The sequence below is a fragment of the Xanthomonas campestris pv. phormiicola genome (assembly GCA_025666215.1).
Lineage (GTDB): Bacteria > Pseudomonadota > Gammaproteobacteria > Xanthomonadales > Xanthomonadaceae > Xanthomonas_A > Xanthomonas_A campestris_A.
Genome location: CP102593.1, coordinates 3,294,139 through 3,317,588 on the forward strand (window position 1 = coordinate 3,294,139; position 23,450 = coordinate 3,317,588).

Consider the following 23,450-nt stretch of genomic DNA (forward strand, 5'->3'; position numbering starts at 1 on the left):
CATGCACGACGACAGCGAACGCCCCTCCCGCGCCGATCCCTGGGCCGCGCTGCGCCGGCTGACCCCGGCGCGCATCGCCCTGGGCCGCACCGGCACCAGCCTGCCGACCGCCGCGCAACTGGATTTCCAGTTCGCGCATGCGCAGGCGCGCGACGCGGTGCACCTGCGCTTCGATCCGGCGCCGCTGGCCGCGGCGCTGGACGCACGCGGCCGCGCGCACCTCGCCCTGCGCAGCGCCGCGGCCGACCGTCACAGCTACCTGCAGCGCCCCGACCTGGGCCGCCGGCTGAGCGAGGACGCGGCCGGCGAACTGCGCGGCCACGTCGCGATGCAACGCCGCGGCTACGACCTGGCCGTGGTGGTGGCCGACGGGCTGTCGGCGCTGGCGGTGCACCGCCACGCCACGCCGATGCTGGAACGCATCGATGCGCTGGCCGCGGCCGAAGGCTGGACGCTGGCACCGGTGGCGCTGGTGGAACAGGGCCGCGTGGCGATCGGCGACGAGATCGGCGAACTGCTGGACGCGCGCATGAGCGTGGTGCTGATCGGCGAGCGCCCCGGCCTCAGTTCGCCGGACAGCCTCGGCCTGTACTTCACCTACGCCCCGCGCGTGGGCCTCAACGACGCCTGCCGCAACTGCATCTCCAATGTGCGCCAGGCCGGCCTGAGCTATGCGCAGGCCGCGCACAAACTGACCTGGCTGATGCGCGAGGCATGCCGGCGGCAGCTGTCCGGCGTGCAGCTGAAGGACCAGGCCGACACCCCCGCGCTGTCCGCCGCAGACGACGCATCACCCAAGCCGCTGGGCAATTTCCTGATCCCGGACTGAGCCGCGCCCTGCCCGTCCGCGCGATGGGCAGTGCCGGCGCAGAAGCATCGGTGCACGCGCAACCGCCGATTCAGGCAGGCGTCGGCGCTGCGCGCGGCCCGGCTTCGGCGATGATTCCTCACCGACGCTGCCGGCGTCGGGCCTGCGCCTGAAAAAGTGGCCTGCGCTCCTGTCGGGCATCGCGCAGCGCCGTGGCGCAACGCAGCAGCCTGCGCGACGCGCGCACGAGGCCGCCGACTGGCCTGAGATGCGATTGCACCCAAGCGCTGCAACCGATCACACAAGCCGCGCCGACGAAGACAGCGGCCGGATCGCGTTCCGCGCCAAAGCGTGATCGCTCCGCCACAACCGGGATTTGGCTGCGGCATCGAACCGCAGCGCGCCGAGGCGCGCCTAGCATTCGCGCCGGCCACGCCATGGCCACCGATCGCCAACATGCGGCCACCGGATGACACCGGTATCAATCGCCTGTCGGCGACGGTGTGCCGCTTTGGCGCAGGCCCCATCCCAACCGAGAGAGCACCGCCATGACCGCATCGCGCTGGTTCCAGATCCCCGCCACCCTCGCCCTGGCCGGCGGCGCCATCGCCACCGCCTGGGCGCTGACCGGTACCGCCTCCAGGCCGCAATTGACCAGTTCGGAAGCGGCCAACCAGACCGTCGCCAAGCACCTGGCCCAGGCCGGCAGCATCGGCGCGCTGACGACCGACAACTGGGATCCCGGTGCCGGCGTCGCCCTGCTCACGGCCGACTACGCGGTCGCCGCCGACGGCTCCGCCCGCTACCGCACTGTGCAGGCCGCGGTCGATGCCGCGGTCGCGGCCGGCGGCAGCATGCGCCGCTACATCAGCGTCAAGCCCGGCACCTACAAGGAGGTGGTGTGCGTGCCCGCGGCAGCGCCGCCGATCACCCTGTTCGGCCTGGACAGCGCGCCGGCCAACACCACCATCAGCTTCGGCAACGCCAGTCCCACCCCGAAACCGAGCGGCAGCACCACCCACCCCTGCGCCAGCAACGCCTCCAGCAGCACGGTCGGCACCTCCGACAGCGGCACCGTGACCGTGCGCGCGGCGCAGTTCCAGGCGCGCAACCTGGCCATCGTCAACAGCTACGTCGAGGGCACCTACGCCAGCAGCAACCAGTCGGCGGTGGCACTGGCGCTGCGCGGCGACAAGGCGGTGCTGGAGAACGTGGCGCTCACCGGCAACCAGGACACCCTGCTGGTCAGCGCCGGCAGCGCCAACACGGTGATCCGCGCGTTCTTCAAGGGCGGCAGCGTCGAGGGCGATACCGACTTCATCTTCGGCTCGGGCGTGGCCGTGTTCTCCGGCAGCACCATCCGCTACACCGCCGCGCGCCGCGGCGCCGGCAACGGCGGGGTGATCTTCGCCCCCAGCACCCGCCCCGGCAGCGGCTACGGCTTCCTGGCCGTCGCCAGCACCTTCGACGCGGTCGGCAGCCCGACGGCGAACACGGTGTACCTGGGCCGCGCCTGGGACGAGAGCGTCGGCAGCCTGTCCAACTACGTCAACGGCAGCTCGCCCAACGGCAAGGTGGTGATCCGCGAATCCACCTTGGGCGCGCACGTGCGCAAGAGCGCGCCATGGAACGCGTCCACGGTCGGCCGGCCGTATTGCAGCAGCGGCTGCACGCAATCGGCCAACCGCTTCTACGAGTACGCCAACAGCGGCGCCGGCAGCGCCGACTAGGGCGCGCCGCCGCTCCAGGAGCGGGGCGCGCCGCTCCCGCTCGGGCATCGCACGAGCATGCCGCAGGAAGCCGACATGCGTCTGCGCCCGGGGACGACGCGGCCCCGGGCGCGCGCAGGAACGGGGCTGCGGACCGGCCCGGCGCTCAGCCCAGGCCGGCCCACCAGGCGCGCCACAGCGTGGCCATCGCGCTCGGCGGCTTGCGCACGGCGCGGGCCTGCTGCGCGATCCGCGCACGCGCCAGCGCCGACACGATGCGCCGCGGCCGCGGCCCGGCCACGCGCCGCGGCCAGCGCTGCAGCAAGGCCTGCGCCCAGCGCTGCTGCGCCTGCGCCGCGTCGCCGCCGCGCAGCGACAGCGGCACCGCGGCGATGCCGGCGTCGGCCAGGCGCTGCGCCAGCACCTGCGTGGCCAGCGCCGCCGCGGCGTCGCGCTGGCCCTCGAACACGGCGCATTCGACCTGCGCCGCGGCCAGCGCGAACGCCTCCAGGCGCTCGTAGGCGTGCGCCGGATCGGCCGCGGCCGCGCGCGAGGCGAGCAGCCCCGGCAAGGCCTCGGCCAGCGCCGCCCACGGCGCGGCGACCGGCTCCAGCACCCGCCCCAGCGGATGCCGCGAGCGCTGCGCGGCCCAGCTGCGCAATTCCTCGCCCCACCACGCCAGCTTGGCGTCGGCCGGCAACGGATCGCCGGGGATGTTGAGGATGTCGTCGAATTCCTGCAGCAGCGCGAACCAGGCCACCGCGCGCGTGCGCTGCGGCGCCGGCACGAACCCCTCGGCCACCGTCCATTCCGGCCAGCGGCTGCGCCATTTGTCGAGGAAGGCATCCAGGGCGGAGGTGCTGCTCATGCGATCGGGAAGTCCGGAAGGTCAGGGGAGCTGCGGCGCGCCGGGCCAGGCGCGCGCATCGAGCAGGTCGGCGGGCGCGGCGACCAGCGCATCGGCGCGCCAGGCCAGCGGATCCTCGCCGTCCAGGCGGTAGCCCCACAGCACCGCCACCGAGGCCATGCCGGCGGCGCGCGCGGCGAGGATGTCGCGCTCGTCGTCGCCGACGTAGACGACCTGCGCCGGTGGCACGTCGATGCGCTGTGCCGCCACCTGCAGCGGCAGCGGGTGCGGCTTGCGCTCGGCCAGGGTGTCGCCGCCGATCAGCACCGCGCAGCGCCGTTCCCAGCCCAGCTGCGGCAGGATCAGCCGCGCCAGGGATTCGGGCTTGTTGGTGACGATGCCCCACACGCAGCCGGCGTCCTGCAGCCGCTGCAGCAAGGCGGCGATGCCGTCGAACGGCCGCGAATACCGGCCGATCAGCGTTTCGTAGTGGCGCAGGAAATCGGGAATCAACGCGTCGCGCGCGGCCGCCGGCAGCTCGGGAAACGCCACCCCCAGCATCGCCCGCGAGCCCTTGGACACCACCGGACGCAGCTGCTCCAGGCTCAGCGGGTCGGCGCCATGCTCGGCGCGCAACGCATTGGCCGCGGCCAGCAGATCCGGCGCACTGTCCAGCAGCGTGCCGTCCAGATCGAACAGCACCGCACGCGGGAAATCCCGGGATGCCCCGGCCTGCGGCGGCTGGGCGAGGCCCATCACGCGCACGCGCGCCCGCTGTTGCCAATCCCCAATCCCGACTCCCGAATCACGGCTTCACCGCACACGCCAGATAATTCACCTCGGTGCGCGTGGACAGCCGCGCACGGTTGCGCCACGGTTCGTACAGCACGCCGCTGACGTCGTGCAGCTGCAGCTCGGCCTGGCGCAGCCACGCCGCCAGCTCGGCCGGCTTGATGAAATCCTGGTAGCGGTGGGTGCCGGTGGGCAGCAGCCGCGCCACGTACTCGGCGCCGACGATGGCCAGCGCGAACGCGGCCGGGGTGCGGTTGAGGGTGGACAGGAACAGCTGGCCGCCGGGCTTGAGCAGGGTCGCGCAGGCGCGCACGATCGCCGCCGGATCGGGCACGTGCTCGAGCATCTCCATGCAGGTGATCGCGTCGAAGCTGCCCGGGCGCTCGGCGGCCAGGTCCTCGACCGACTGCACGCGGTAGTCGACCTCCACCCCGGATTCGAACTGGTGCAGCCGCGCCACCTTGACCAGCTCCGGCGCCAGGTCGATCGCGGTGACCTGCGCGCCCTCCTTGGCCAGCGCCTCGCTGAGCAGGCCGCCGCCGCAGCCCACGTCGAGCACGCTGGCGCCGCGCAACGGCAGCCGCTCGGCGACGTAGCGCAGGCGCACCGGGTTCAGCGCGTGCAGCGGCTTCTGCGGGCCGTCGGCGTCCCACCAGCGGGTGGCCAGCGCGCCGAACTTGTCCAGTTCGGCCTGATCGAAGTTGGCGGAGGCGTTGGAGGCGGAAAAGGTCATGGCGGCATCTCGGTTGGGCCGCGCGCGGAGCGCGGCACGGCAGGAAAGCAGATCAGGCGTGCACGCTGCGGATGCGTTCGCGCCACTGCCGCGCGTTGGCGACCAGCGCATCGGTGTCGATGTCCACCAGCACGCGCTGTTCGAGCTTGCGCTGGCCGGCGATCCACACGTCGCTGACCTGCTGCCGGCCGGCCGCGTAGACCAGCTGCGACAGCACGTTGTGCAGCGGCTGGGTTTCCAGCGCCGACAGGTCCACGCAGATCAGGTCGGCCTGCTTGCCGACCTCGATCGAGCCGATCTTGTCGCCGAAGCCGAGCGCGCGCGCGCCGCCCAGCGTGGCCGCGCGCAGCGTGGTCGCCGCGTCCAGCGCGGTGGCGTCGTTGGCCACCGCCTTGGCCAGGATCGCCGCGGTGCGGTTCTCGCTGAACATGTCCAGGTCGTTGTTGCTGGCGCAGCCGTCGGTGCCGATCGCCAGGTTCACGCCTGCACGCTGCAGCGCGCAGGCCGGGCAGAACCCGGAGGCGAGCTTGAGGTTGGACTCGGGGCAATGCACCACGCTGACCCCGCGCTCGGCGCACAGGTGGATCTCCGCATCGGTGAGCTGGGTCATGTGCACCGCGATCAGGCGGTCGTTGACCAGGCCCAGCCGGTCCAGCCGCGCCAGCGGGCGCTGGCCGTACTGCTTGAGCGAGTCGGCGATTTCCTGCGCGGTCTCGTGGGTGTGCAGGTGCACCGGCACGTCGAGCTGGTCGGACAGCATCCGCACCCGTTCGAAGTTGGCGTCGTTGACCGTGTACGGCGCGTGCGGGGCGAAGGCGATGCCGATCAGCGGATCGTCGCGCCACTGGTCGTGCACCTCGCAGGCGCGTTCGAAGTATTCGTCGGAGGTCTTGGCCCAGGCGGTCGGGAAATCGATGATCACCGTGCCGACCCGCGCGCGGAAGCCGTGCTGCTTGTACACCGCGGCCTGCACGTCGGAGAAGAAGTAGTTCTCGTTGGCGCAGGTGGTGCCGCCGCGCAGCATTTCGGCGATCGCCAGCGCGGTGCCGTCGGCGACGAACTCCGGGCCGATCACCGCGGTCTCCACCGGCCAGATGTGCTGCTGCAGCCACACCATCAGCGGCAGGTCGTCGGCGATGCCGCGCAGCAGGGTCATCGGGTTGTGGGTGTGCGCGTTGACCAGGCCCGGCAGCAGCGCCGCGTCCGGGCGCGACACCGTGCGCGCGGCGGCGAAGCGCGCTTGCGCCTCGGCGCGCGGCAGCACCGCGACGATCTCGCTGCCGCGCACCGCCACCGCGTGGTCCTCCAGCACCACCGCATGCGGCTCGATCGGGACCACGTAGCCGGCTTCGATCAGCAGGTCGCAGGATTCGGGAATGGCGGTCATCGCAGATGCTCTGGAAAAGGAAGGATCAAGTCGCCGCTTGCGTCTGGCGGATGCGCCGCTGGTACACGCGCATCACCAGCCACTGCAGCACGAACACGGCCACGAAGCCCAGCCGCCCGAGCAGCGGCGCGACCATCGCCAACGGGATGCACAGCGCGAACACCAGCGGCGCGACCGCCACGCGCAGCGTCATCGCCCGCGCCTGCAGCGCGCCCAGCCGCTGCACCAGGCCTTCCTTGCGCACCGCGTAGGCGTGCATCAGATAGGCGGCCGCACCGATCGCGGCCAGATGCGCGCAATACACCGCGAACGCCTCGTGGCTGCCGAAGTAGTCCGAATACAACGCCGTGGAAAACGGCAGCAGGCCGATCAGCAGCAGCTGCAGCACGTTGAGCCAGATCAGCCGGTCGTCGAACTGGCGGATATGCCGGCACAGCTGCAGATGCGACTTCCAGAACAGCGCGGTGACCAGGAAGCTCACCGCGAAGCCGATGAACAGCGGCAGCATCTGCCGCAGCGCGGCCAGGATGCCGCCGGCGGCCTCGACCTGCGCATGCCCCGGCACCTTGATCTCCACCGCCAGCAGGGTGATGGCGATGGCGAAGACCGCGTCGCTGAAGAACACGACCCGGTCGTGCGGGTACTTGGCATCGGCGCTGTCGGCGTGGCTCATGGTCGCGGGAATTCCTGGAAACGGATCGGCCGCGATCGCCGCACGGCGATTCGGCATTGCATGGGCGTGGCGGCCGCACGCGGCGAACGCATGCGACCTGTTGCCGTCCACCGCAGCCGCTGGCGGCGGGCGGCCACGTGCCGCCCGGCCGCGCGGGCCGTCGGCTTACTTGACGCGCGAGAAGTACTCGCCCGAGCGGGTATCGACCTTGATGATTTCGTCCTGGCCGACGAACAGCGGCACCCGCACCACCGCGCCGGTTTCCAGCGTGGCCGGCTTGCCGCCGCCGCCGGAGGTGTCGCCGCGCACGCCCGGGTCGGTCTCGACGATCTTCAGTTCGACGAAGTTCGGCGGGGTGACCTGGATCGGGGTGCCGTTCCACAGCGTCACCACGCAATCCTCCTCGCCCTTGATCCACTTGGCGGCGTCGCCGACGCCGACCTTGTCGGCCTGCACCTGCTCGAAGGTCTCCTGCTGCATGAAGTGCCAGTACTCGCCGTCGGTGTACAGGTACTGCATGTTGGTATCGACCACGTCGGCCGCTTCCACGCTGTCGGTCGCCTTCATGGTCATTTCGACCACGCGCCCGGACTTGATGAAACGGTACTTGATGCGGGTGAAGGCCTGGCCCTTGCCCGGCTTGACGTATTCGGTCTCGGTGATGATCGCGGGTTCGTTGTTGACCAGGATCTTCATCCCGGTCTTGACGTCGTTCATGCCGTAGCTGGCCATCTGAAACTCCTCGGGTAAGGCAAACCCGCCGCGTTCGGCGGCCGGCCGGATAGAATGGAAAGCCCCGCCGCAACCGGCGGGCACTCGTTTTATGACCGCATATGATAACCGCAGCCCCCCGCCCGATGCAGCCGTCCCCGTCCCCCGCCGTCCTGGCCCCGCCGCGCTGGCAGCAGCTGTGGCGCGATGCGGTGCGCGACCCGCGCGAGTTGCTGGCGCTGCTGGGGCTGGATCCGCAGGCGCTCGGCGTCTCCGAACAGGCTGCGACGCAGTTCGCGCTGCGCGTGCCGCGCGGCTTCGTCGCGCGCATGCGCCGTGGCGACCCGCACGATCCGCTGCTGCGCCAGGTGCTGCCGATCGACGCCGAACTGCGCCGGGTGCCGGGTTTCGCGCTGGACGCGGTGGGCGACGCCGCGGCCAAGAAGGCCGACGGGGTGATCCAGAAGTACCGCGGCCGCGCGCTGCTGGTGGCCACCGGCAGCTGCGCGGTGCACTGCCGCTACTGCTTCCGCCGCCACTTCCCGTATGCCGAGGAGACCGCGGCGCGCGACGGCTGGCGCGAGGCGGTGGCGGCGATCGCCGCCGACCCGGACATCGACGAAGTGATCCTGTCCGGCGGCGACCCGCTGTCGCTGGCCACCTCCAAGCTGGTCGAGCTGACCGAGGCGCTGGCGGCCATTCCGCAGCTCAAGCGCCTGCGCATCCACAGCCGCCTGCCGGTGGTGCTGCCCGAGCGCGTCGATGCGCCGCTGCTGGCCTGGCTGCGCGCGCTGCCGTGGCCGGTGGCGTTCGTGATCCACGCCAACCACGCCAATGAATTCGACGCCAGCGTGGATGCCGCGCTGGCGCAGCTGCGCGCGGCCGGCGCGCAACTGCTCAACCAGGCGGTGCTGCTGCGCGGGGTCAACGACAGCGTCGCCGCGCTGGCCGACCTGAGCGAGCGCAGCTTCGCCGCCGGCGTGCTGCCCTACTACCTCCACCAATTGGACAAGGTCGAAGGCGTGGCCCATTTCGAAGTGGACGACGCGACCGCGCGCACGCTGCACCAGGCCCTGGCCGCCCGCCTGTCCGGGTATCTGGTGCCGAAGCTGGTGCGGGAGATTCCCGGGGATACCGGCAAGCGCGCGCTGTAGGTGTCGGTCGGGACGCGGGACGCGGGACTCGGGACTCGGGACAGCAAAAGCAGGGACGCCAGCAACGATTGCGCTCGCCACATCCGCTGGCGCTTCGCCAAAGATGCTCCCCATGCGTGGGGGGCTGGTGCTGGTCCATTCGACCAAGGACATGAAGACCGGGACCGCGCATCCGCCGATCATGCACGCCAAGGACTCCACGTGGGCCAAGCAGGATGTGGGGGCATCGCAGGCCATCGAGAAGCACGGCACGTTCTATTTGTACAGCGTCACCCTCCATCCGGGCATCGTCGAGTTCAAGCAACACTGGTACCTGTTCCTGCACAACGCGACTTTGGCGATCGGCGACTTGAACGGCGCCATCGGCCGGCGTGCGGTGACGGTGGAGCATCTGCAGTACAACGCGGACGGGACGATGCGGCCGGTGCGGCAGACCGGGGCCGGGGTGTCGATCCCCGCCGCGTCGCGCTGAAGTCGGGACCGTCGCTGATCTACCTTTTGTGGGAGCGACTTCAGTCGCGACGGGCTCTACCGGTGAAGCCCGTCGCGACCGAAGGGCACCTCTAATAACCCCAAAAACTCGACCAAAGCACTCGCAAGTCATTGATGCGCATAGCGCGGAATTTTTGGAATCGAGATTATTAGAGGTGCCCTGAAGTCGCTCCCACAACAAGCGAGATCCCCCAGAGCGGCCACTGCGCCGTCACTACGCCTCCCCGCGCGGCATGCCCTCGTTGGCCAGCAGCCGACGGAATTCCGTGGCGCTGAGCGGGTGGCTGAGCCAGAAACCCTGCCCCAGTTCGCAGCCGCGCTCGCGCAGCAGTTCGAACTGCATTTCCTGCTCGATGCCCTCGGCGACCACGGTGATGCCCAGCGAATGCGCCATGGCGATGATCGCGGTGGTCAGGGCGAGGTCATCGGGATCGCGCTGCAGGTCGGCGACGAAGCTCTTGTCGATCTTGACCCCGTCCACCGGCACCTGGCGCAGGTGGCTCAGGCCGGAGAAGCCGGTGCCGAAGTCGTCCAGCCACACCTTGACCCCGGTGCGGTGCAGCCGCGCCAGCATGCTCGCAGCCTGCAGTTCGTCGCCGATCACCGCGGTCTCGGTCAGTTCCAGGTGCAGCTGCGCCGCCGGCAGCCCGGATTCGCGCAGGCAGTCGGCGACGATTTCCGGCAGGTCGCCGCTGCGCAGCTGGCGCGGCGACACGTTGACCGACACGAACAGGTCGCGGCTGCCGTCGAAGCGCTGCCATTGCGTGGCCTCGAGGCAGGCCGCACGCAGCACCTTGGGGCCGATGCTCTCGATCAGCCCGCTCTGCTCGGCCACGTCGATGAACACCGTCGGCGAGATCGTGCCCAGCGCCGGATGCTGCCAGCGCAGCAGCACTTCCACCCCGACCATGCGCCGGTCCAGGGTGCGGAAGATCGGCTGGTACACCAGCTTCAGCTCGTCGCGGTCCCAGGCGCCGCGCAATTCGTGCTCCATGTGCACGCGCCGCTCCACCGCGTAGTCCATCGCGCGGCTGTAGAAGCGGTGGCAGTTCTTGCCGGCCAGCTTGGCCTGGTACATCGCGATGTCGCCGTTCTTCAGCAGCGCCGAGGCGTCCTCGGCATCGCCGGGGTAGACGGTGATGCCGATCGAGGTGCCCATGAACACCTCGCGGTCCTGGATCCGCAGCGGCTCGCGCAGTTCCTGCACCAGGCGCTCGGCCAGGCCGGTGGCGACCTGCACCACGTGCTCGTCCTCGACCAGGATCACGAATTCGTCGCCGCCGAAACGCGCCAGCAGCGCGTCGTGCCCGCCCAGCTGGTCCACCGCCAGCTGGATGCGCCGCGCGAACTGCAGCAGCGCCTCGTCGCCGGCCTCGTGGCCGAGGGTGTCGTTGATCCGCTTGAAGTCGTCGATATCGGCGAACAGCAGCGCCAGGCGCCGGTGCGAGGCGCGCGCGGACAGCATGCGGTGGTCCAGCGCCTCGCGGAACGCGAGCCGGTTGGTCAGCCCGGTCAGGGCATCGGTATAGGCCATGTGGCGCACGTCGCGGTCGTGGCGCGCGATCGCCTCGCTCATGCGCCCGAACGCACGCAGCAGTTCGCTGACCTCGTCGCGGCGGCCGCTGTCGCGGCGCTCCACCACGTAGTCGCCGGCCTCGATCTGGCGCGCGGCCGCGGCCAGCCAGCGGATCGGCGCCACCAGCGTGCGCTGCACGTAGATCGCCACCATCACCGCGGTCAGCCCCAGCGCGGCCAGCAACAGCGCCAGCCAGCCCAGGTGGCGCTTGCCCAGCGCGTCCAGGCGTTCGTCCAGGTTCTCGCCGGCCTTGCGCTCGTAGACCAGCGCCCGCGCCCAGGACATGCCCACGCGCACCCCGCCCACGCGCTGGTCGCCGATCATGATCGGCATCGACACGTCCAGGATCTCGTCGGACTCCTGCGCCAGCAGGCCGTTGGCCTTGATCGCCGCATCGGCCATCGGGCCGCGCAGGCGCTGGCCGTAGCCGGGCAGATCGTCGCTGCCGTCGTGGATCAGGCGCCCGTCGGCGTCGTACACCAGCACGTAGGCCACCGCCACGTAGCCCAGCGCCGCGCGCACCTGGGTGCCGATCGCGTCCAGGTCCGAGTAGTACACCGGATTGGCCAGCGAATCGGACAGCTGCCGCGCCAGGGTTTCGCCGCGGGTGCGCATGCTGCGGTCGAACAGGCCGTGGATCACGTTGCCGCTGAGCGTGCGCACCTCGTTCTGCATCGCCGCCTGCCGCTCCAGCATCAGCGCCAGGATCGCCATGATGAGGAACGCCGCAACGCCCATCGCCAACAGGAACCTGGCCTGCAATCCGAAACGCAGCCTCTTCATTCGACTTCCAGCTTGACCCGCGCAACGCCGGCCCGCAGCTGGTCCAGCCGCTTCTGCGAGGCCGGATCCACCGGGAAGAAGCCGGTGGTGCCGAAGAACTTGCGCAACGCCGCGCTGCCCTGCGGGTCGTCGGCGGCTTCCAGCAATACTTCGCGCAGGCGCGCCGCCACCGGCGAGGCCAGGTCGCTGCGCACCATCTCCACCGCGCGCGGGAACGGCTCGCTGCGGTAGATCACCCGGAAATCGCGGCGGAACGCGGGCGGCACGCGGCGGGCGTCATCCCAATCCAGGCTGCTCAGCGCGCCGGCGTCCACCAGGTGCTTGTGCACATAGGAGGCGATGTTGAGCTCGGAGCGCGCGAACACGTAGCCGACCGTGTTCGCCGACGCCTGGTCCTTCGGCGAGAGCAGGATCTCCGGATGCAGATCGTGCTCGAACAGGGTCATCATCGGCACCAGATAGGCGCTGGTGGACAAGGTGCTCTGCAATGCCAGGGTGCGGCCCTGCAGGTCGCGCAGCGTGTGCACTGGCCCGTCGCGGCGCGCGAAGAACACGGTGTGGTATTCGCGCACGCCGCCGCGCTCGGTCAGCAGCAGTGGCCGCACCCCGCCGCGCTGTTGCAGCGCCATCGCGGTGGCCGCGGTCTCGGTGACCCAGTCGACGCGGCCGCGGCGCAGGTAGCTGCTCATCTGCTGGCTGTCGCGGGCCATCAGGATCTGCCCGGAGGTGATGCCGACGTCGCGCATGCGCGGCACCACGTAGTCCAGCAACGGCTTCAGCTGTTCGTAGTGGGCCTTGGGGTTGTCGCTGATGCGGCCGAGCACCAGCACCGACGGGCGTGCGTGCACAACCGCGGGCCAGCAGATCGCCAGCGCCAGCCACACCATGACGACACGCCACCGCGAAATTAGCAAACCGCATTCCCCAATATTGAGCCATAAGCCTAGCCGAAAGCGTCAGCCGGCGACAGCTGGTGAAGCCGGGACTGGGGACTGGGGACTCGGAGCGGCCATGGCACGGCGAGGCAGCGCACGTCCCGCGCACCACGACAAGCGACCAGCCGCCAAGGACTCGGGATCTCTAGCTTTGCCGAGTCCCGAGTCCCGAGTCCCGGAAAAAGCTAAGCCTGCCCCGCCAGCCGCGCCATGCGCTGCGCATCGGACAGGATGCCGCGCAGCAGCCGCACTTCCTGCTCGGTCAACGCATTGCGCAGGAACAGCCGGCGCAGCTTGCGCATCGCCGAATCCGGCGCGCGGCCCTTGTGGAAGTCGATGTCGTCCAGGGTGTCGGCCAATTGCCCGAACATGCCTTCCAGCTGCGCATGGCTGGCCGGCGCCTCGCGAAAACCGGGTTCCGCCGCGGCCGGCGCCGCGCCCTCGCCGCGCAGCAGCGCCAGGCGCAGCTCGTAGGCCAGCACCTGCACCGCCGCGGCCAGGTTGAGCGAGCTGAACGCGGGATCGGAGGGAATGTGCACCGCGGCATGGCACAGCTGCAGCTCTTCGTTGGTCAGGCCGGTGCGCTCGCGCCCGAACACCAGCGCCACCTCGGCCTGCTCGGCGGCGGCGCTCACCAGGCGCTGCGCACCCTCCGCCGGCAGCAGTTCTTCCAGCGACACGCGCCGGCTGCGCGCAGTGCAGCCGAGCACCAGCTGGCAGTCGGCCACCGCCTCGGCCAGGGTCGCCAGCACCGGCGCCTGCTGCAGCACGTCCTCGGCGCCGGCCGAGCGCCGGTAGGCGTCCTCGTCGAGCGCGCGCTCCGGCGCCACCAGCACCAGCCGCGCCTGGCCCATGGTCTTCATCGCCCGCGCCGCCGCCCCGATATTGCCGGGGTGCTGGGTGCCGACCAGGACGAAGCGGAGATGGGCGGAAGCGATCGCAGGAACGGTCATGGCAGGAAGATGCGGAGCGAACGGGGCGTAGATGGTAAACTGTGCGGCCGGCCTTCGCGCCGGACTGTTCTTTTCCTCCGCCAGATCCTTCTCCGCCCGCTCGGGAGCCGTTGCCATGCAAAAACCCGCCGTCACCGTCATGGTCAAGGCCGCCCGCCTCGCCGGCAATGTGCTGTTGCGCCATATCAACCGGCTGGAAGCGCTGAACGTGGTGCAGAAGGACCGCATGGACTACGCCAGCGAAGTCGATGCCGACGCGGAGAAGGTGATCGTCAAGGAACTGCGCCGCGCCTATCCCGATTACGGGGTGATGGGCGAGGAAGGCGGCGTGCAGGGCGGCGGCCGCTACATGTGGGTGATCGACCCGCTCGACGGCACCAGCAACTACCTGCGCGGCTTCCCGCACTACTGCGTGTCGATCGCCCTGGTCGAAAACGGCGAGCCGATCGACGCGGTGATCTTCGATCCGCTGCGCAACGAGCTGTTCACCGCCAGCCGCGGCAACGGCGCGGTGCTCAACGACCGCCGCATCCGCGTCAGCGAGCGCAAGGAGCTGAACGGGGCGATGGTCAACACCGGCTTCGCCCCGCGCGAACGCAAGCGCACCAGCGCCCAGCTCAAGTGTGTGGACGCGCTGATGGTGCAGGCCGAGGACATCCGCCGCACCGGCTCGGCCGCGCTGGACCTGGCCTACGTGGCCTGCGGCCGCACCGACGCCTACTTCGAGGCCGGGGTGAAGGCCTGGGACATCGCCGCCGGCGTGCTGCTGGTGCGCGAGGCCGGCGGCCGCATCACCGACTTCAAGGGCGCCACCCCGGGCCGCATCGACGACCGCGGCGCCCCGCAGTTCCAGATCGTGGCCGGCAACATCAAGGTCAGCGAAGCGCTGCAGAAGCTGATCGTCAATACCGGGTATGCGGCGGAGTTCGACGCGAAGTTTTGATGGGGCCGGGATTGGGGAGTCGGGATTGGGGATTCGCAAGAGCGGCACCCCATCGCTGACCTTCTCCTCTTCCCAAAACGAAAAAGCCGCGCAGATGCGCGGCTTTTTCGTCACAGAACCGGGAACCCGCTCTTGCGAATCCCCAATCCCGACTCCCTAATCCCGGCCCCTCAGGGCCTACGCGCCAACGCCTCGACGTCCTTGGACTTCGGCAGCAGGTCCTGCTTGGTGACCTGGAACGGGCCGATCGACAGCAGCGGCACCGCCACGATCACCGAGGACACCACCACGATGATCGCGCCGATCATGTGGGTCAGCGCCAGGCCTTCCATCGAGGTGCCGCCGTACAGGTACAGCGCCAGCGCCGACAGGAAGAACATCACCGCGGTGATCACGGTGCGCGACAGGGTCTGGTTGATCGAGCGGTTCAGCACTTCCAGCGGCTCCACGCGCAGGCTGCGGAAGTTCTCGCGGACGCGGTCGAACACCACGATGATGTCGTTGATCGCAAAGCCCATCACCGACAGCAGGCCGGCCAGCACGGTCAGGTCGAACTCGCGGCCGGTGAGCGAGATGTAGGCCACCGTCACCAGCAGGTCGAACAGCGCGGTCAGGCTGGCCACCACCGCGAACTTCCACTCGAAGCGGAAGCCGATGTAGATCAGGAAGCCGACCAGCATGAACACGGTCGCGTAGACGCCGTTCAGCGCCAGGTCCTTGCCGACCTGCGGGCCGACGAATTCGCCCGGCTTCACCGTCGCCGGGTTCTCCGCGGTGGTCACCGCCTTGCGCACCTGCTCGGCGAGGTTCTTGGTCACGTCCTCGTTGTTGTGCTCGCCCTGTGGCTGCAGGCGGATCACGATCTCGTTGCCGCTGCCGACGTTCTGCACCTGCGCGTTCTCGAAGCCGGCGGTGGCCAGCTGTTCGCGCACATGGTCGATGTCCACCGGCTTCTGGAAGCTGGTCTGCACCAGCGCACCGCCGGTGAACTCCAACGCGTAGTTGAAGCCCTTGGCGAAGATCACCCCGAGCGAGACCACCGCCAGCACCAGCATCAGCGCCAGGGTCGGACGCCGCCAACGCATGAAGTCGATCTTGGTGTCGTTCGGAATCAGATGAAGCGGGAAAATTTTCATTCAGACCTGCTCTTCATAATGTTGACCCCGCACATGGAGATGCGGGTTCTTGCGAAAGACGCGCGCATCAGATCGCCAGCGACTTGAGCTTCTTGCGACGGCTGTAGATCAGCGTCGCCAGCGCGCGCGACACGGTGATCGCGGTGAACATCGAGGCGAAGATGCCGATGATCATGGTCAGCGCGAAGCCCTTCAGCGGGCCGGTCCCGAACGCGTACAGGGCCACGCCGACGATCAGGCCGGTGAGGTTGGCGTCGAGAATGGTGCCGCCGGCCTTGTCGTAGCCGGCCACGATCGCCGATTTCGGCGGCACGCCCAACCGCAACTCCTCGCGGATACGCTCGTTGATCAGCACGTTGGCGTCCACCGACAGGCCGACCGACAGGGCCAGGCCGGCGAAGCCGGGCAAGGTCATGGTGGCGCCGAACAGCGACATCACCGAGACCACGATCAGCAGGTTCATCAGCAGCGCCACCGAGGTGATCGCGCCGAACATGCGGTAGTACACGCCGAAGAACACCAGGGTGAACAGGAACGCGTACAGCACCGCGGTGACGCCGCGCTCGACGTTCTCCGCGCCCAGGCTCGGGCCGATCACGTATTCCTCGACGAAGTCCATCGGCGCGGCCAGCGAACCGGCGCGCAGCAGCTTGGCCAGGTTCTCGGCCTCGACCTTCTCCAGGCCGGTGGTCTGGAAGTTCTTGCCGAACACGCCGGCGATGCGGGTCGGCGCCAGGGCTTCTTCCTTGACCCGCACGCTGCGCACTTCCTTGCCGTCGACCATGCTCACCGTCGGGATGCGCTCGATGTAGACCACCGACATCAGCTTGCCGGTGTTGGCGCTGGTGTAGTCGAACATGCGCTGGCCGGCGACGTTGTTGAGCGTGACCGACACCGCCGGCAGACCATTCTGGTCGTTGCTGACGGTGGCGTTGACCATCTGGTCGCCGGACACCAGCACGCGCTTGTTCAGCAGCACCGGGGCGCCGCTGTCGCGCAGGCGGAACACCTTGGCCTCCGGCGGGATGTTGCCGGTGCGCACCGCGTCCTCGGCATTGCCCTCGACCACGCCGCGGAACTCCAGCGTGGCGGTGGCGCCGATCATGCGCTTGGCCTCGGCGGTGTCCTGCACGCCCGGCAGTTCGACCACGATGCGGTCCTCGCCCTGGCGCTGGATGATCGGCTCGGCCACGCCCAGCTGGTTGACGCGGTTGCGCAGCGTGGTCAGGTTCTGCTCGATCGCGCCGGCGGCGATCTGCTTGAGCTCGGCGTCGGGCACGCTGACCGCGATGGTCTGCCCGGACACGGCATAGCTCAGCGTCGGCTGCGCCTTGGCCAGCGCGGCGCGCGCGGCGTTGACGTCGGCGCCCTCGCCCAGGCCGACCTGGATGCTGTTGTCGGCGCGGCGCTCGACCGAGCGGTAGGCAATGCGGCTGTCGCGCAGCGTGGTGCGGATGTCCTCGGCGAAGGCGTCCAGGCGCTTGTCCAGCGCCGCCTTCTGGTCCACCTGCAGCGCGAAGTGCACGCCGCCGACCAGGTCCAGGCCCAGCACCATCGGCTTGCCGCCGATCGCCGACAGCCAGGTCGGCACGGTCGAGGCCAGGTTCAGCGCCACCGTGTAGTTCTCGCCCACCTGCTGGCGCAGGATGTCGTTGGCGCGGGTCTGCGCCTGCAGGCTCGGCAGGCGCACCATCAGGCTATCGCCCTCCTTGGCCACCGACTTGGGGGTGATCCCGGCCGCCTTCAGCTCGGCGCTGACCCGCTCGCGCAGGGCCTCGTCGAGCTGGCCGCCGCGGCTGGCGGTGATCTGTACCGAGGGGTCCTTCTGGTAGACGTTGGGCAGCGCGTACAACGCACTGAACGCCAGCACGATCAGGATGAGGAAATACTTCCAGCGCGGAAACTCGAGCATTGCAGGACCCCGCGCGACGCCACGCCGGCGCCGCGCCTAGCAGTAAGAGAAATGGATCAGGCGGACTTCAGCGTGCCCTTGGGCAGCACGTTGCCGATGGCGCCCTTCTGCACGCGGATGCGCACGTTGTCGGCGATTTCCACGGTGATGAAGTGGTCGCCGATGTCGGTGACCACGCCGGCCACGCCGCCGGAGGTGATGACCTCGTCGCCGCGGCCGAGCTTGTCCAGCATCGACTTGTGCTCCTTCTGCCGCTTCATCTGCGGGCGGATCATCACGAAGTACATCACCGCGATCAGGATGATCGGCAGCAGGAACATCTGCATGCCGCCGCCAGCGGCAGGAGCGGCACCGGCGGTCTGCGCCTGGGCTGCGGGTATCAGGAAATCGAGCGGGTTCATCGGTGTGTCCTATGGTTTGGGCAGCCCGTCGCCGTTGGGGGCACGGACCGCTGGTTTGTCGCCGGGGGCGGCAAGCAGCCGCCGATTATGCCACGATCTCCCCTTGCTCCCGGAACGGCCGTCGCGTCCTCCCTTCTCCCTGCGGGAGAAGGTGCCGCGCAGCGGCGGATGAGGGTACGGGCGCAGCCTCGTGTGCTTTCGATGCTCGCGAGGCTGCGCCCCGTACCCTCACCCCAACCCCTCTCCCGGGGGGAGAGGGGCTTATTCCTGCTCCGATGGGAGTGGCGTTGCTTCCACTCCGCGTGCCGCATAGAAGGACCGCCGGAACTGGGCAAAGGTTCCCGCGGCGATCGCCGCGCGCATGTCGGCCATCAGTTTCTGGTAGTACCAGAGGTTGTGCAGGGTGCCCAGCATCGGCGCCAGCATCTCGTTGCAGCGGTCCAGGTGGCGCAGGTAGGAGCGGGTATAGCCGCCGCTGCAGGCGTGGCAGCCGCAGCCCGGCTCGATCGGCGCCAGGTCGCGCTCGTAGCGGGCGTTGCGGATGCGCACGGTGCCGAACGAGGTGAAATAGTGGCCGTTGCGCGCGTTGCGGGTCGGCATCACGCAGTCGAACATGTCCACGCCGCGGGCCACGCCCTCGACCAGGTCCTCCGGCCGCCCCACCCCCATCAGATAGCGCGGGCGGTCGGCCGGCAACCGCGGATGCAGGTGTTCGAGCATCGCGTTGCGCTCGTGCTCCGGCTCGCCCACCGCCAGCCCGCCGATCGCGTAGCCGTCGAAGCCGATCGCCTGCAGGCCCTCGATCGAGCGCGTGCGCAGCTCCGCATGCACGCCGCCCTGGACGATGCCGAACAGCGCCGCGTCGTTGCTCAAGGCCTCGTGCGCCTCGCGCGAGCGTTGCGCCCAGCGCAGGCTCAGCTCCATCGAGCGCCGCGCCACGTCCTCGGTGGCCGGATACGGGGTGCACTCGTCGAAGATCATCACGATGTCCGAATCGAGCACCTTCTGGATGCGCATGCTCTCCTCCGGCCCCAGGAACACCTTGGCGCCGTCGGTCGGCGAGGCGAAGGTCACGCCCTGCTCGCTGATCTTGCGCCGGTGCGCCAGCGAGAACACCTGGAAGCCGCCGGAGTCGGTCAGGATCGGCCCGTCCCAGCGGGCGAAGCCGTGCAGACCGCCGTGGTCGCCGATCACGTCCAGCCCCGGCCGCAGGTACAGGTGGAAGGTGTTGCCGAGGATGATCTGCGCGCCCAGCGCGCGGATCTGCTCGGGCAGCACGCCCTTGACCGAACCGTAGGTGCCGACCGGCATGAACGCGGGGGTTTCCACCGTGCCGCGCGGAAAGGTCAGGCGGCCGCGGCGCGCGGCGCCGTCGGTGGTGTCGAGCTGGAACTGCAATCGGGACATTGAGAGGCCGGGATTCGGGATTCGGGATTCGGGATTGGCAAAGCGCGCTGGCGGTGACGGAGAGGATTGCTACGAATCCCCAATCCCCAATCCCGAATCACCGCCCCACAACAGCATCGCATCGCCGTAGCTGAAGAAGCGGTAGCGCTGCGCGATCGCGTGGCGATAGGCATCGAAGATGCGCTCGCGGCCGGCGAAGGCCGAGACCATCATCAGCAGCGTGCTTTCCGGCAGATGGAAGTTGGTGACCATCGCATCGACGCTGCGGATGCGGTAGCCGGGCAGGATGAAGATCTGGGTTTCGCCGGCGAACGGATGCAGCTCGCCGTCCTTCGATGCGCTCTCCAGCGCGCGCACCACCGTGGTCCCGACCGCGATCACGCGGCCGCCGGCGGCGCGCGTGCGCCGCACCTGCTCGACCAGGCTGGCGCCGACGTTGAGCCATTCGCGATGCATCACATGCTGCGCGAGCGCTTCCACCCGCACCGGCTGGAAGGTGCCAGCGCCGACGTGCAAGGTGACATGGCCGACGCTCACGCCGCGCGCCTGCAGCGCCTCCAGCAACGGCGCATCGAAATGCAGGCCGGCGGTCGGCGCAGCGACCGCGCCGGCCTGCCGTGCGAACACGGTCTGGTAGCGCTCGCGGTCGTCCAGTCCAGGTTCGCGGCGGATGTACGGCGGCAACGGCAGGCGCCCGGCCTGTTGCAGCCACGCCTCCAGCGTATCGGCGACATGGAACTGCAACTGGTAGAACTCGCCGTCGCGGCTAAGCACCTCGGCCTCGCCGCCGGCATCCAGGGCGATGCGCGCGCCGGCCTTGGGCGACTTGCTCACGCCCAGCTGCGCGCGCGCGCGCTGGCCGCCGAGCAGGCGTTCGATCAGGATCTCCACGCGGCCGCCGCTGCTCTTGTTGCCGAACAGCCGCGCCGGGATCACCCGGGTATCGTTGAACACCAGCAGATCGCCCGGCTGCAACAGCTCGGGCAGATCGCGCATCTGGCGGTCGGCGAACGGCGCCGGTGCCGGCGGCACCAGCAGCAGGCGGCTGGCGGAACGTTCGGCCAGCGGCGCCTGCGCGATCAGTTCCTCGGGCAGTTCGTAGCGGAAATCGGACTTCTTCAAGGCCGGCGGATCACAGTGCAGATGGCCGGTCATTGTAGCTGGAGGGCCGGGATTCGGGATTCGGGATTCGGGATTGGGGATTGGCAAGAGCGAGGTCGCTTGCTCCGCTTTTGCGAATCCCCAATCCCGAATCACCAATCCCGGCCCTTCACCGCTCGAACTTGGTCGACAGGATGATCGACGAGGTGGTGCGCTCCACCCCGTCGACTGCGCCGATGCGGTCGGTCAGCACGTCCATGTCGTTGACACCGGGCACCACGCCCAGCGCGATCAGGTCGTAGGCGCCGCTGACCGAGTGCAGCACGCGGATCTCGTCGATCTCGCGCAGCGCCTTGACCACCGAGGTCATCTTCTTCGGCAGTACGGTGATCAGGATGTGCGCGCGGATATGGCCCTGCTCGAAGTCGTCGCGGGTGCGCACCGTGTAGCCGCAGATCACCCCCTCGCGCTCCAGCCGCTCGATCCGGCTCTGCACGGTGGTGCGCGACAGGCCGAGCTTGCGCGCGATCTGCGCGGTGGAGGCGCGGGCGTCCTCGCGCAGCAGCGAGAGCAGGCGTTCGTCGGAGGAGGTGATCTTCATGTGCGGCCAAATTTCGTCGAATCGACGAAATTATCCGATTTCCTGCACAAATCAACTCTGCCAACCGACGATCCGGTCCCGATAATAGAAGGTCTATCGATGAACCACCCGCCTCCAGGAGATCCCGCATGACCGTACTCGGCCCCCTCGCCCCGCTGCGCGCCCATGCCGGCGACCGCCTGACCGCCGGCCTGGACGATGCCGGCATCGACCGCCTGGCCGCCTCGCATCCGCAGCTGGGCGCCGCGATCGCCGCCGCCGCGGCCGACTACGCGCGCCTGGCGCCGGAGTTCGCCGACCTGCTGGAGCTGGACGAGAGCGAACAGATCCGCACCCTGCAGGCTGGCTTCGTCAACTTCTACGCCGACGACGCGGTGACCCCGTACGTGGCGCTGGCCGCGCGCGGGCCGTGGGTGGTCACGCTGAAGGGCGCGGTGCTGTACGACGCCGGCGGCTATGGCATGCTCGGCTTCGGCCACACCCCGGACGCGGTGCTGGAAGCGATGGCGCGGCCGCAGGCGATGGCCAACGTGATGACCCCGAGCCTGTCGCAGTTGCGCTTCGACCGCGCGCTGCGTGCCGAGATCGGCCAGCAGCGCGGCGGCTGTCCGTACAGCAAGTTCATGTGCCTCAACTCCGGCTCCGAAGCGGTGGGCCTGGCCGCGCGCATCGCCGACATCAACGCCAAGCTGCAGACCGACCCGGGCGCGCGCCATGCCGGCGCGAAGATCAAGCGCATCGTGGTCAAGGGCAGCTTCCACGGCCGCACCGACCGGCCGGGGCTGTATTCCGATTCCAGCCGCAAGGCCTACGTGCAGCACCTGGCCAGCTATCGCGGCGAGGACTCGGTGATCGCGATCGCGCCCTACGACGTGGACGCGCTGCGCCGCGCGTTCACCGATGCCGAGCACAACGGCGGGTTCGTCGAGGCGGTGTTCCTGGAGCCGGTGATGGGCGAAGGCGACCCGGGCCGCGCGCTGCCGCCGGCGTTCTACGCCGCCGCGCGCGAGCTGACCCGCGCCCACGGCAGCCTGCTGCTGGTCGATTCGATCCAGGCCGGACTGCGCGCCCACGGCGTGCTGTCGGTGGTGGACTATCCCGGCTTCGAGCAGCTCGATCCGCCGGACATGGAAACCTATTCCAAGGCGCTCAACGCCGCGCAGTTCCCGCTGTCGGTGCTGGCGGTGACCGAGCACGCCGCGCAGCTGTACCGCAAGGGCACCTACGGCAACACCATGACCAGCAACCCGCGCGCGCTGGACGTGGCCAGCGCCACGCTGGCGCAGCTGACCCCGCAGGTGCGCGCCAACATCCGCGCGCGCGGCGCCGAGGCGGTGCAGAAGCTGGAGAAGCTCAAGGCCGAACTCGGCGGGCTGATCACCCAGGTGCAGGGCACCGGCTTGCTGTTCTCCTGCGCGCTGGCGCCGCAGTTCAAGTGCTACGGCGCCGGCTCCACCGAGGAATGGCTGCGCCAGCACGGGGTCAACGTGATCCACGGCGGCGAGAACTCGCTGCGCTTCACCCCGCATTTCGGCATGGATGGCGAGGAACTGGACCTGCTGGTCGGGCTGATCGGCCGCGCGCTGCGCGAGGGCCCGCGACTGGCGCAGGCCGCGGCCGCCTGAGGCCGGCCGGCGCATGCTGCAGGCCTTGGCCGAGGCGATCGCCCGGCCGCTGTTCGAACTGCTGGTGGCGCTGTTCGGCTACTGGAGCGGCCGGCTGTTGCTGCCGGTGCTGTCGCTGGGCTGGATTCGCGCCGAGGCCCGCCGCGACCGGCCGCCGCGCCGGTCCGGCACGCGCCACCGCGGCCATCCGCTGGTCTACCGCAATGCCAGCGGCAGCCTGGTCGCCAGCGACGATGCGGTGATGGCGCTGGGCCTGGCGTGCTGGGCGCTGCTGGCGCTGGCCGCGTTCGTGCTCTACCGCCTGGCGCGGTGAAGCGCCGCCGCCGTGCTCGCATGCACGGTCGCCGCACTGCCCCTGCAACGAACCTGCGCCGGCCACACGGCCGCGGCGCGGACGGTTGCCGTGCGCGCCTGGATACCGTGCCGGGCCGCGCGGCCTGGCATGGCGGCCGATTCGGCGGAGCGCGCTACTTCAGATAGCTCTTGAGGATGACGGCGACATCCGCGACCGCCAGTTCCCGTTCGTCGATCTGTTCGGGCCTCGCCACATGGTGCTTGAGGTGGTCGGCCAGCAGCTCGATCATCAGGCCTTGCGACGCCCCGCGGACGGCGGCGACCTGGGTCAGCAGCGCCGTGCAGTCCACGTCCTGCGCTTGGCTCAACGCCTTCTCCAGCGCTTCCACCTGCCCGCGCAGGCGCCGCACGCGGGCGAGGAGCTTGGGCTTGTTGTCGTTGAGGTGCGCCATATATACCCCTCCGGGGTAATTTGTA

The 23,450-nt window shown here is 69.7% G+C and carries 23 protein-coding genes; 7 read left to right on the top strand and 16 right to left on the bottom strand.

Annotated features, from left to right (window positions below; translation table 11 throughout):
• The first annotated feature begins 1 nt into the window (after nt 1).
• Together eutC and NRY95_13670 are read left to right on the top strand one after the other, a co-directional pair.
• Nucleotides 2–829, top strand: coding sequence for an ethanolamine ammonia-lyase subunit EutC (eutC, locus tag NRY95_13665; protein ID UYC14781.1), 828 nt, complete (start codon nt 2–4; stop codon nt 827–829).
• Nucleotides 830–1,356: 527 nt separating this feature from the next.
• Nucleotides 1,357–2,538, top strand: coding sequence for a putative acyl-CoA thioester hydrolase (locus NRY95_13670; protein UYC14782.1), 1,182 nt, complete (start codon nt 1,357–1,359; stop codon nt 2,536–2,538).
• Between the two features lie 145 nt (nt 2,539–2,683).
• On the opposite strand, the gene NRY95_13675 is transcribed toward NRY95_13670, so the two are convergent.
• The 6 genes from NRY95_13675 to efp form a co-directional block, all read right to left on the bottom strand.
• Entirely contained in the window at nt 2,684–3,385 is a 702-nt protein-coding gene (locus tag NRY95_13675) for a phytoene/squalene synthase family protein (GenBank protein ID UYC14783.1), read from the bottom strand.
• Between the two features lie 21 nt (nt 3,386–3,406).
• Nucleotides 3,407–4,120, bottom strand: coding sequence for a phosphoglycolate phosphatase (locus NRY95_13680; protein UYC14784.1), 714 nt, complete (start codon nt 4,118–4,120; stop codon nt 3,407–3,409).
• A gap of 49 nt (nt 4,121–4,169) precedes the next feature.
• Nucleotides 4,170–4,889 (bottom strand): bifunctional 2-polyprenyl-6-hydroxyphenol methylase/3-demethylubiquinol 3-O-methyltransferase UbiG, encoded by a 720-nt coding sequence (gene ubiG, locus NRY95_13685; protein ID UYC14785.1) that lies wholly within the window; start codon nt 4,887–4,889, stop codon nt 4,170–4,172.
• A gap of 52 nt (nt 4,890–4,941) precedes the next feature.
• Nucleotides 4,942–6,276, bottom strand: coding sequence for a TRZ/ATZ family hydrolase (locus NRY95_13690; GenBank protein ID UYC14786.1), 1,335 nt, complete (start codon nt 6,274–6,276; stop codon nt 4,942–4,944).
• 25 nt (nt 6,277–6,301) lie between these two features.
• Entirely contained in the window at nt 6,302–6,949 is a 648-nt protein-coding gene (locus NRY95_13695; protein UYC14787.1) for a TMEM175 family protein, read from the bottom strand.
• A 165-nt stretch (nt 6,950–7,114) separates the two neighbouring features.
• A complete protein-coding gene (gene efp, locus NRY95_13700; protein ID UYC14788.1) occupies nt 7,115–7,681 on the bottom strand; it encodes an elongation factor P in 567 nt (188 codons plus the stop codon).
• 101 nt (nt 7,682–7,782) lie between these two features.
• Between efp and epmB the strand changes: the two genes are divergently transcribed.
• Together epmB and NRY95_13710 are read left to right on the top strand one after the other, a co-directional pair.
• The gene (epmB, locus tag NRY95_13705) at nt 7,783–8,814 is read left to right on the top strand and encodes an EF-P beta-lysylation protein EpmB (GenBank protein UYC14789.1); all 1,032 of its coding nucleotides are present in this window, start codon (nt 7,783–7,785) and stop codon (nt 8,812–8,814) included.
• 151 nt (nt 8,815–8,965) lie between these two features.
• Nucleotides 8,966–9,286 (top strand): hypothetical protein, encoded by a 321-nt coding sequence (locus NRY95_13710; GenBank protein ID UYC14790.1) that lies wholly within the window; start codon nt 8,966–8,968, stop codon nt 9,284–9,286.
• A gap of 234 nt (nt 9,287–9,520) precedes the next feature.
• Here NRY95_13710 and NRY95_13715 read toward each other — a convergent pair whose 3' ends face one another.
• The 3 genes from NRY95_13715 to NRY95_13725 all read right to left on the bottom strand — a co-directional run bounded on the left by NRY95_13715 (nt 9,521) and on the right by NRY95_13725 (nt 13,553).
• Complete coding sequence (locus tag NRY95_13715) at nt 9,521–11,665, bottom strand: EAL domain-containing protein (GenBank protein ID UYC14791.1); 2,145 nt, start codon at nt 11,663–11,665, stop codon at nt 9,521–9,523.
• Entirely contained in the window at nt 11,662–12,552 is an 891-nt protein-coding gene (locus NRY95_13720) for a phosphate/phosphite/phosphonate ABC transporter substrate-binding protein (protein ID UYC14792.1), read from the bottom strand. Before NRY95_13720 ends, NRY95_13715 begins: the two co-directional genes overlap by 4 nt.
• Before the next feature lie 233 nt (nt 12,553–12,785).
• Nucleotides 12,786–13,553 carry an RNA methyltransferase gene (locus NRY95_13725; protein ID UYC14793.1) on the bottom strand — a complete coding sequence of 256 codons (768 nt, stop codon included), beginning with the start codon at nt 13,551–13,553 and terminating at the stop codon, nt 12,786–12,788.
• A 115-nt stretch (nt 13,554–13,668) separates the two neighbouring features.
• Between NRY95_13725 and NRY95_13730 the strand changes: the two genes are divergently transcribed.
• On the top strand, nt 13,669–14,496 hold the full coding sequence (locus NRY95_13730) for an inositol monophosphatase (protein UYC14794.1): 828 nt from the start codon (nt 13,669–13,671) through the stop codon (nt 14,494–14,496).
• 170 nt (nt 14,497–14,666) lie between these two features.
• Here NRY95_13730 and secF read toward each other — a convergent pair whose 3' ends face one another.
• From secF to NRY95_13760, 6 genes are all read right to left on the bottom strand, one after another.
• Nucleotides 14,667–15,632: a protein translocase subunit SecF gene (gene secF, locus NRY95_13735; protein UYC14795.1), complete on the bottom strand. Its 966-nt coding sequence runs from the start codon at nt 15,630–15,632 to the stop codon at nt 14,667–14,669.
• Between the two features lie 67 nt (nt 15,633–15,699).
• Nucleotides 15,700–17,544, bottom strand: coding sequence for a protein translocase subunit SecD (secD, locus tag NRY95_13740; GenBank protein ID UYC14796.1), 1,845 nt, complete (start codon nt 17,542–17,544; stop codon nt 15,700–15,702).
• A gap of 56 nt (nt 17,545–17,600) precedes the next feature.
• On the bottom strand, nt 17,601–17,945 hold the full coding sequence (gene yajC / locus NRY95_13745; GenBank protein UYC14797.1) for a preprotein translocase subunit YajC: 345 nt from the start codon (nt 17,943–17,945) through the stop codon (nt 17,601–17,603).
• A 261-nt stretch (nt 17,946–18,206) separates the two neighbouring features.
• Nucleotides 18,207–19,352, bottom strand: a complete 1,146-nt coding sequence (gene tgt / locus NRY95_13750; protein UYC14798.1) for a tRNA guanosine(34) transglycosylase Tgt — start codon at nt 19,350–19,352, stop codon at nt 18,207–18,209.
• 69 nt (nt 19,353–19,421) lie between these two features.
• Nucleotides 19,422–20,507 carry a tRNA preQ1(34) S-adenosylmethionine ribosyltransferase-isomerase QueA gene (gene queA, locus NRY95_13755; protein UYC14799.1) on the bottom strand — a complete coding sequence of 362 codons (1,086 nt, stop codon included), beginning with the start codon at nt 20,505–20,507 and terminating at the stop codon, nt 19,422–19,424.
• A gap of 115 nt (nt 20,508–20,622) precedes the next feature.
• Nucleotides 20,623–21,054, bottom strand: coding sequence for an Lrp/AsnC family transcriptional regulator (locus NRY95_13760; protein ID UYC14800.1), 432 nt, complete (start codon nt 21,052–21,054; stop codon nt 20,623–20,625).
• 128 nt (nt 21,055–21,182) lie between these two features.
• Here NRY95_13760 and NRY95_13765 point away from each other — a divergent pair, with 128 nt between their 5' ends.
• Both NRY95_13765 and NRY95_13770 read left to right on the top strand, forming a co-directional pair.
• Nucleotides 21,183–22,679, top strand: a complete 1,497-nt coding sequence (locus NRY95_13765) for an aminotransferase class III-fold pyridoxal phosphate-dependent enzyme (GenBank protein UYC14801.1) — start codon at nt 21,183–21,185, stop codon at nt 22,677–22,679.
• 13 nt (nt 22,680–22,692) lie between these two features.
• Nucleotides 22,693–22,992: a hypothetical protein gene (locus NRY95_13770; protein ID UYC14802.1), complete on the top strand. Its 300-nt coding sequence runs from the start codon at nt 22,693–22,695 to the stop codon at nt 22,990–22,992.
• Between the two features lie 154 nt (nt 22,993–23,146).
• On the opposite strand, the gene NRY95_13775 is transcribed toward NRY95_13770, so the two are convergent.
• Nucleotides 23,147–23,425, bottom strand: a complete 279-nt coding sequence (locus tag NRY95_13775; GenBank protein ID UYC14803.1) for a metal/formaldehyde-sensitive transcriptional repressor — start codon at nt 23,423–23,425, stop codon at nt 23,147–23,149.
• Nucleotides 23,426–23,450: the final 25 nt, after the last annotated feature.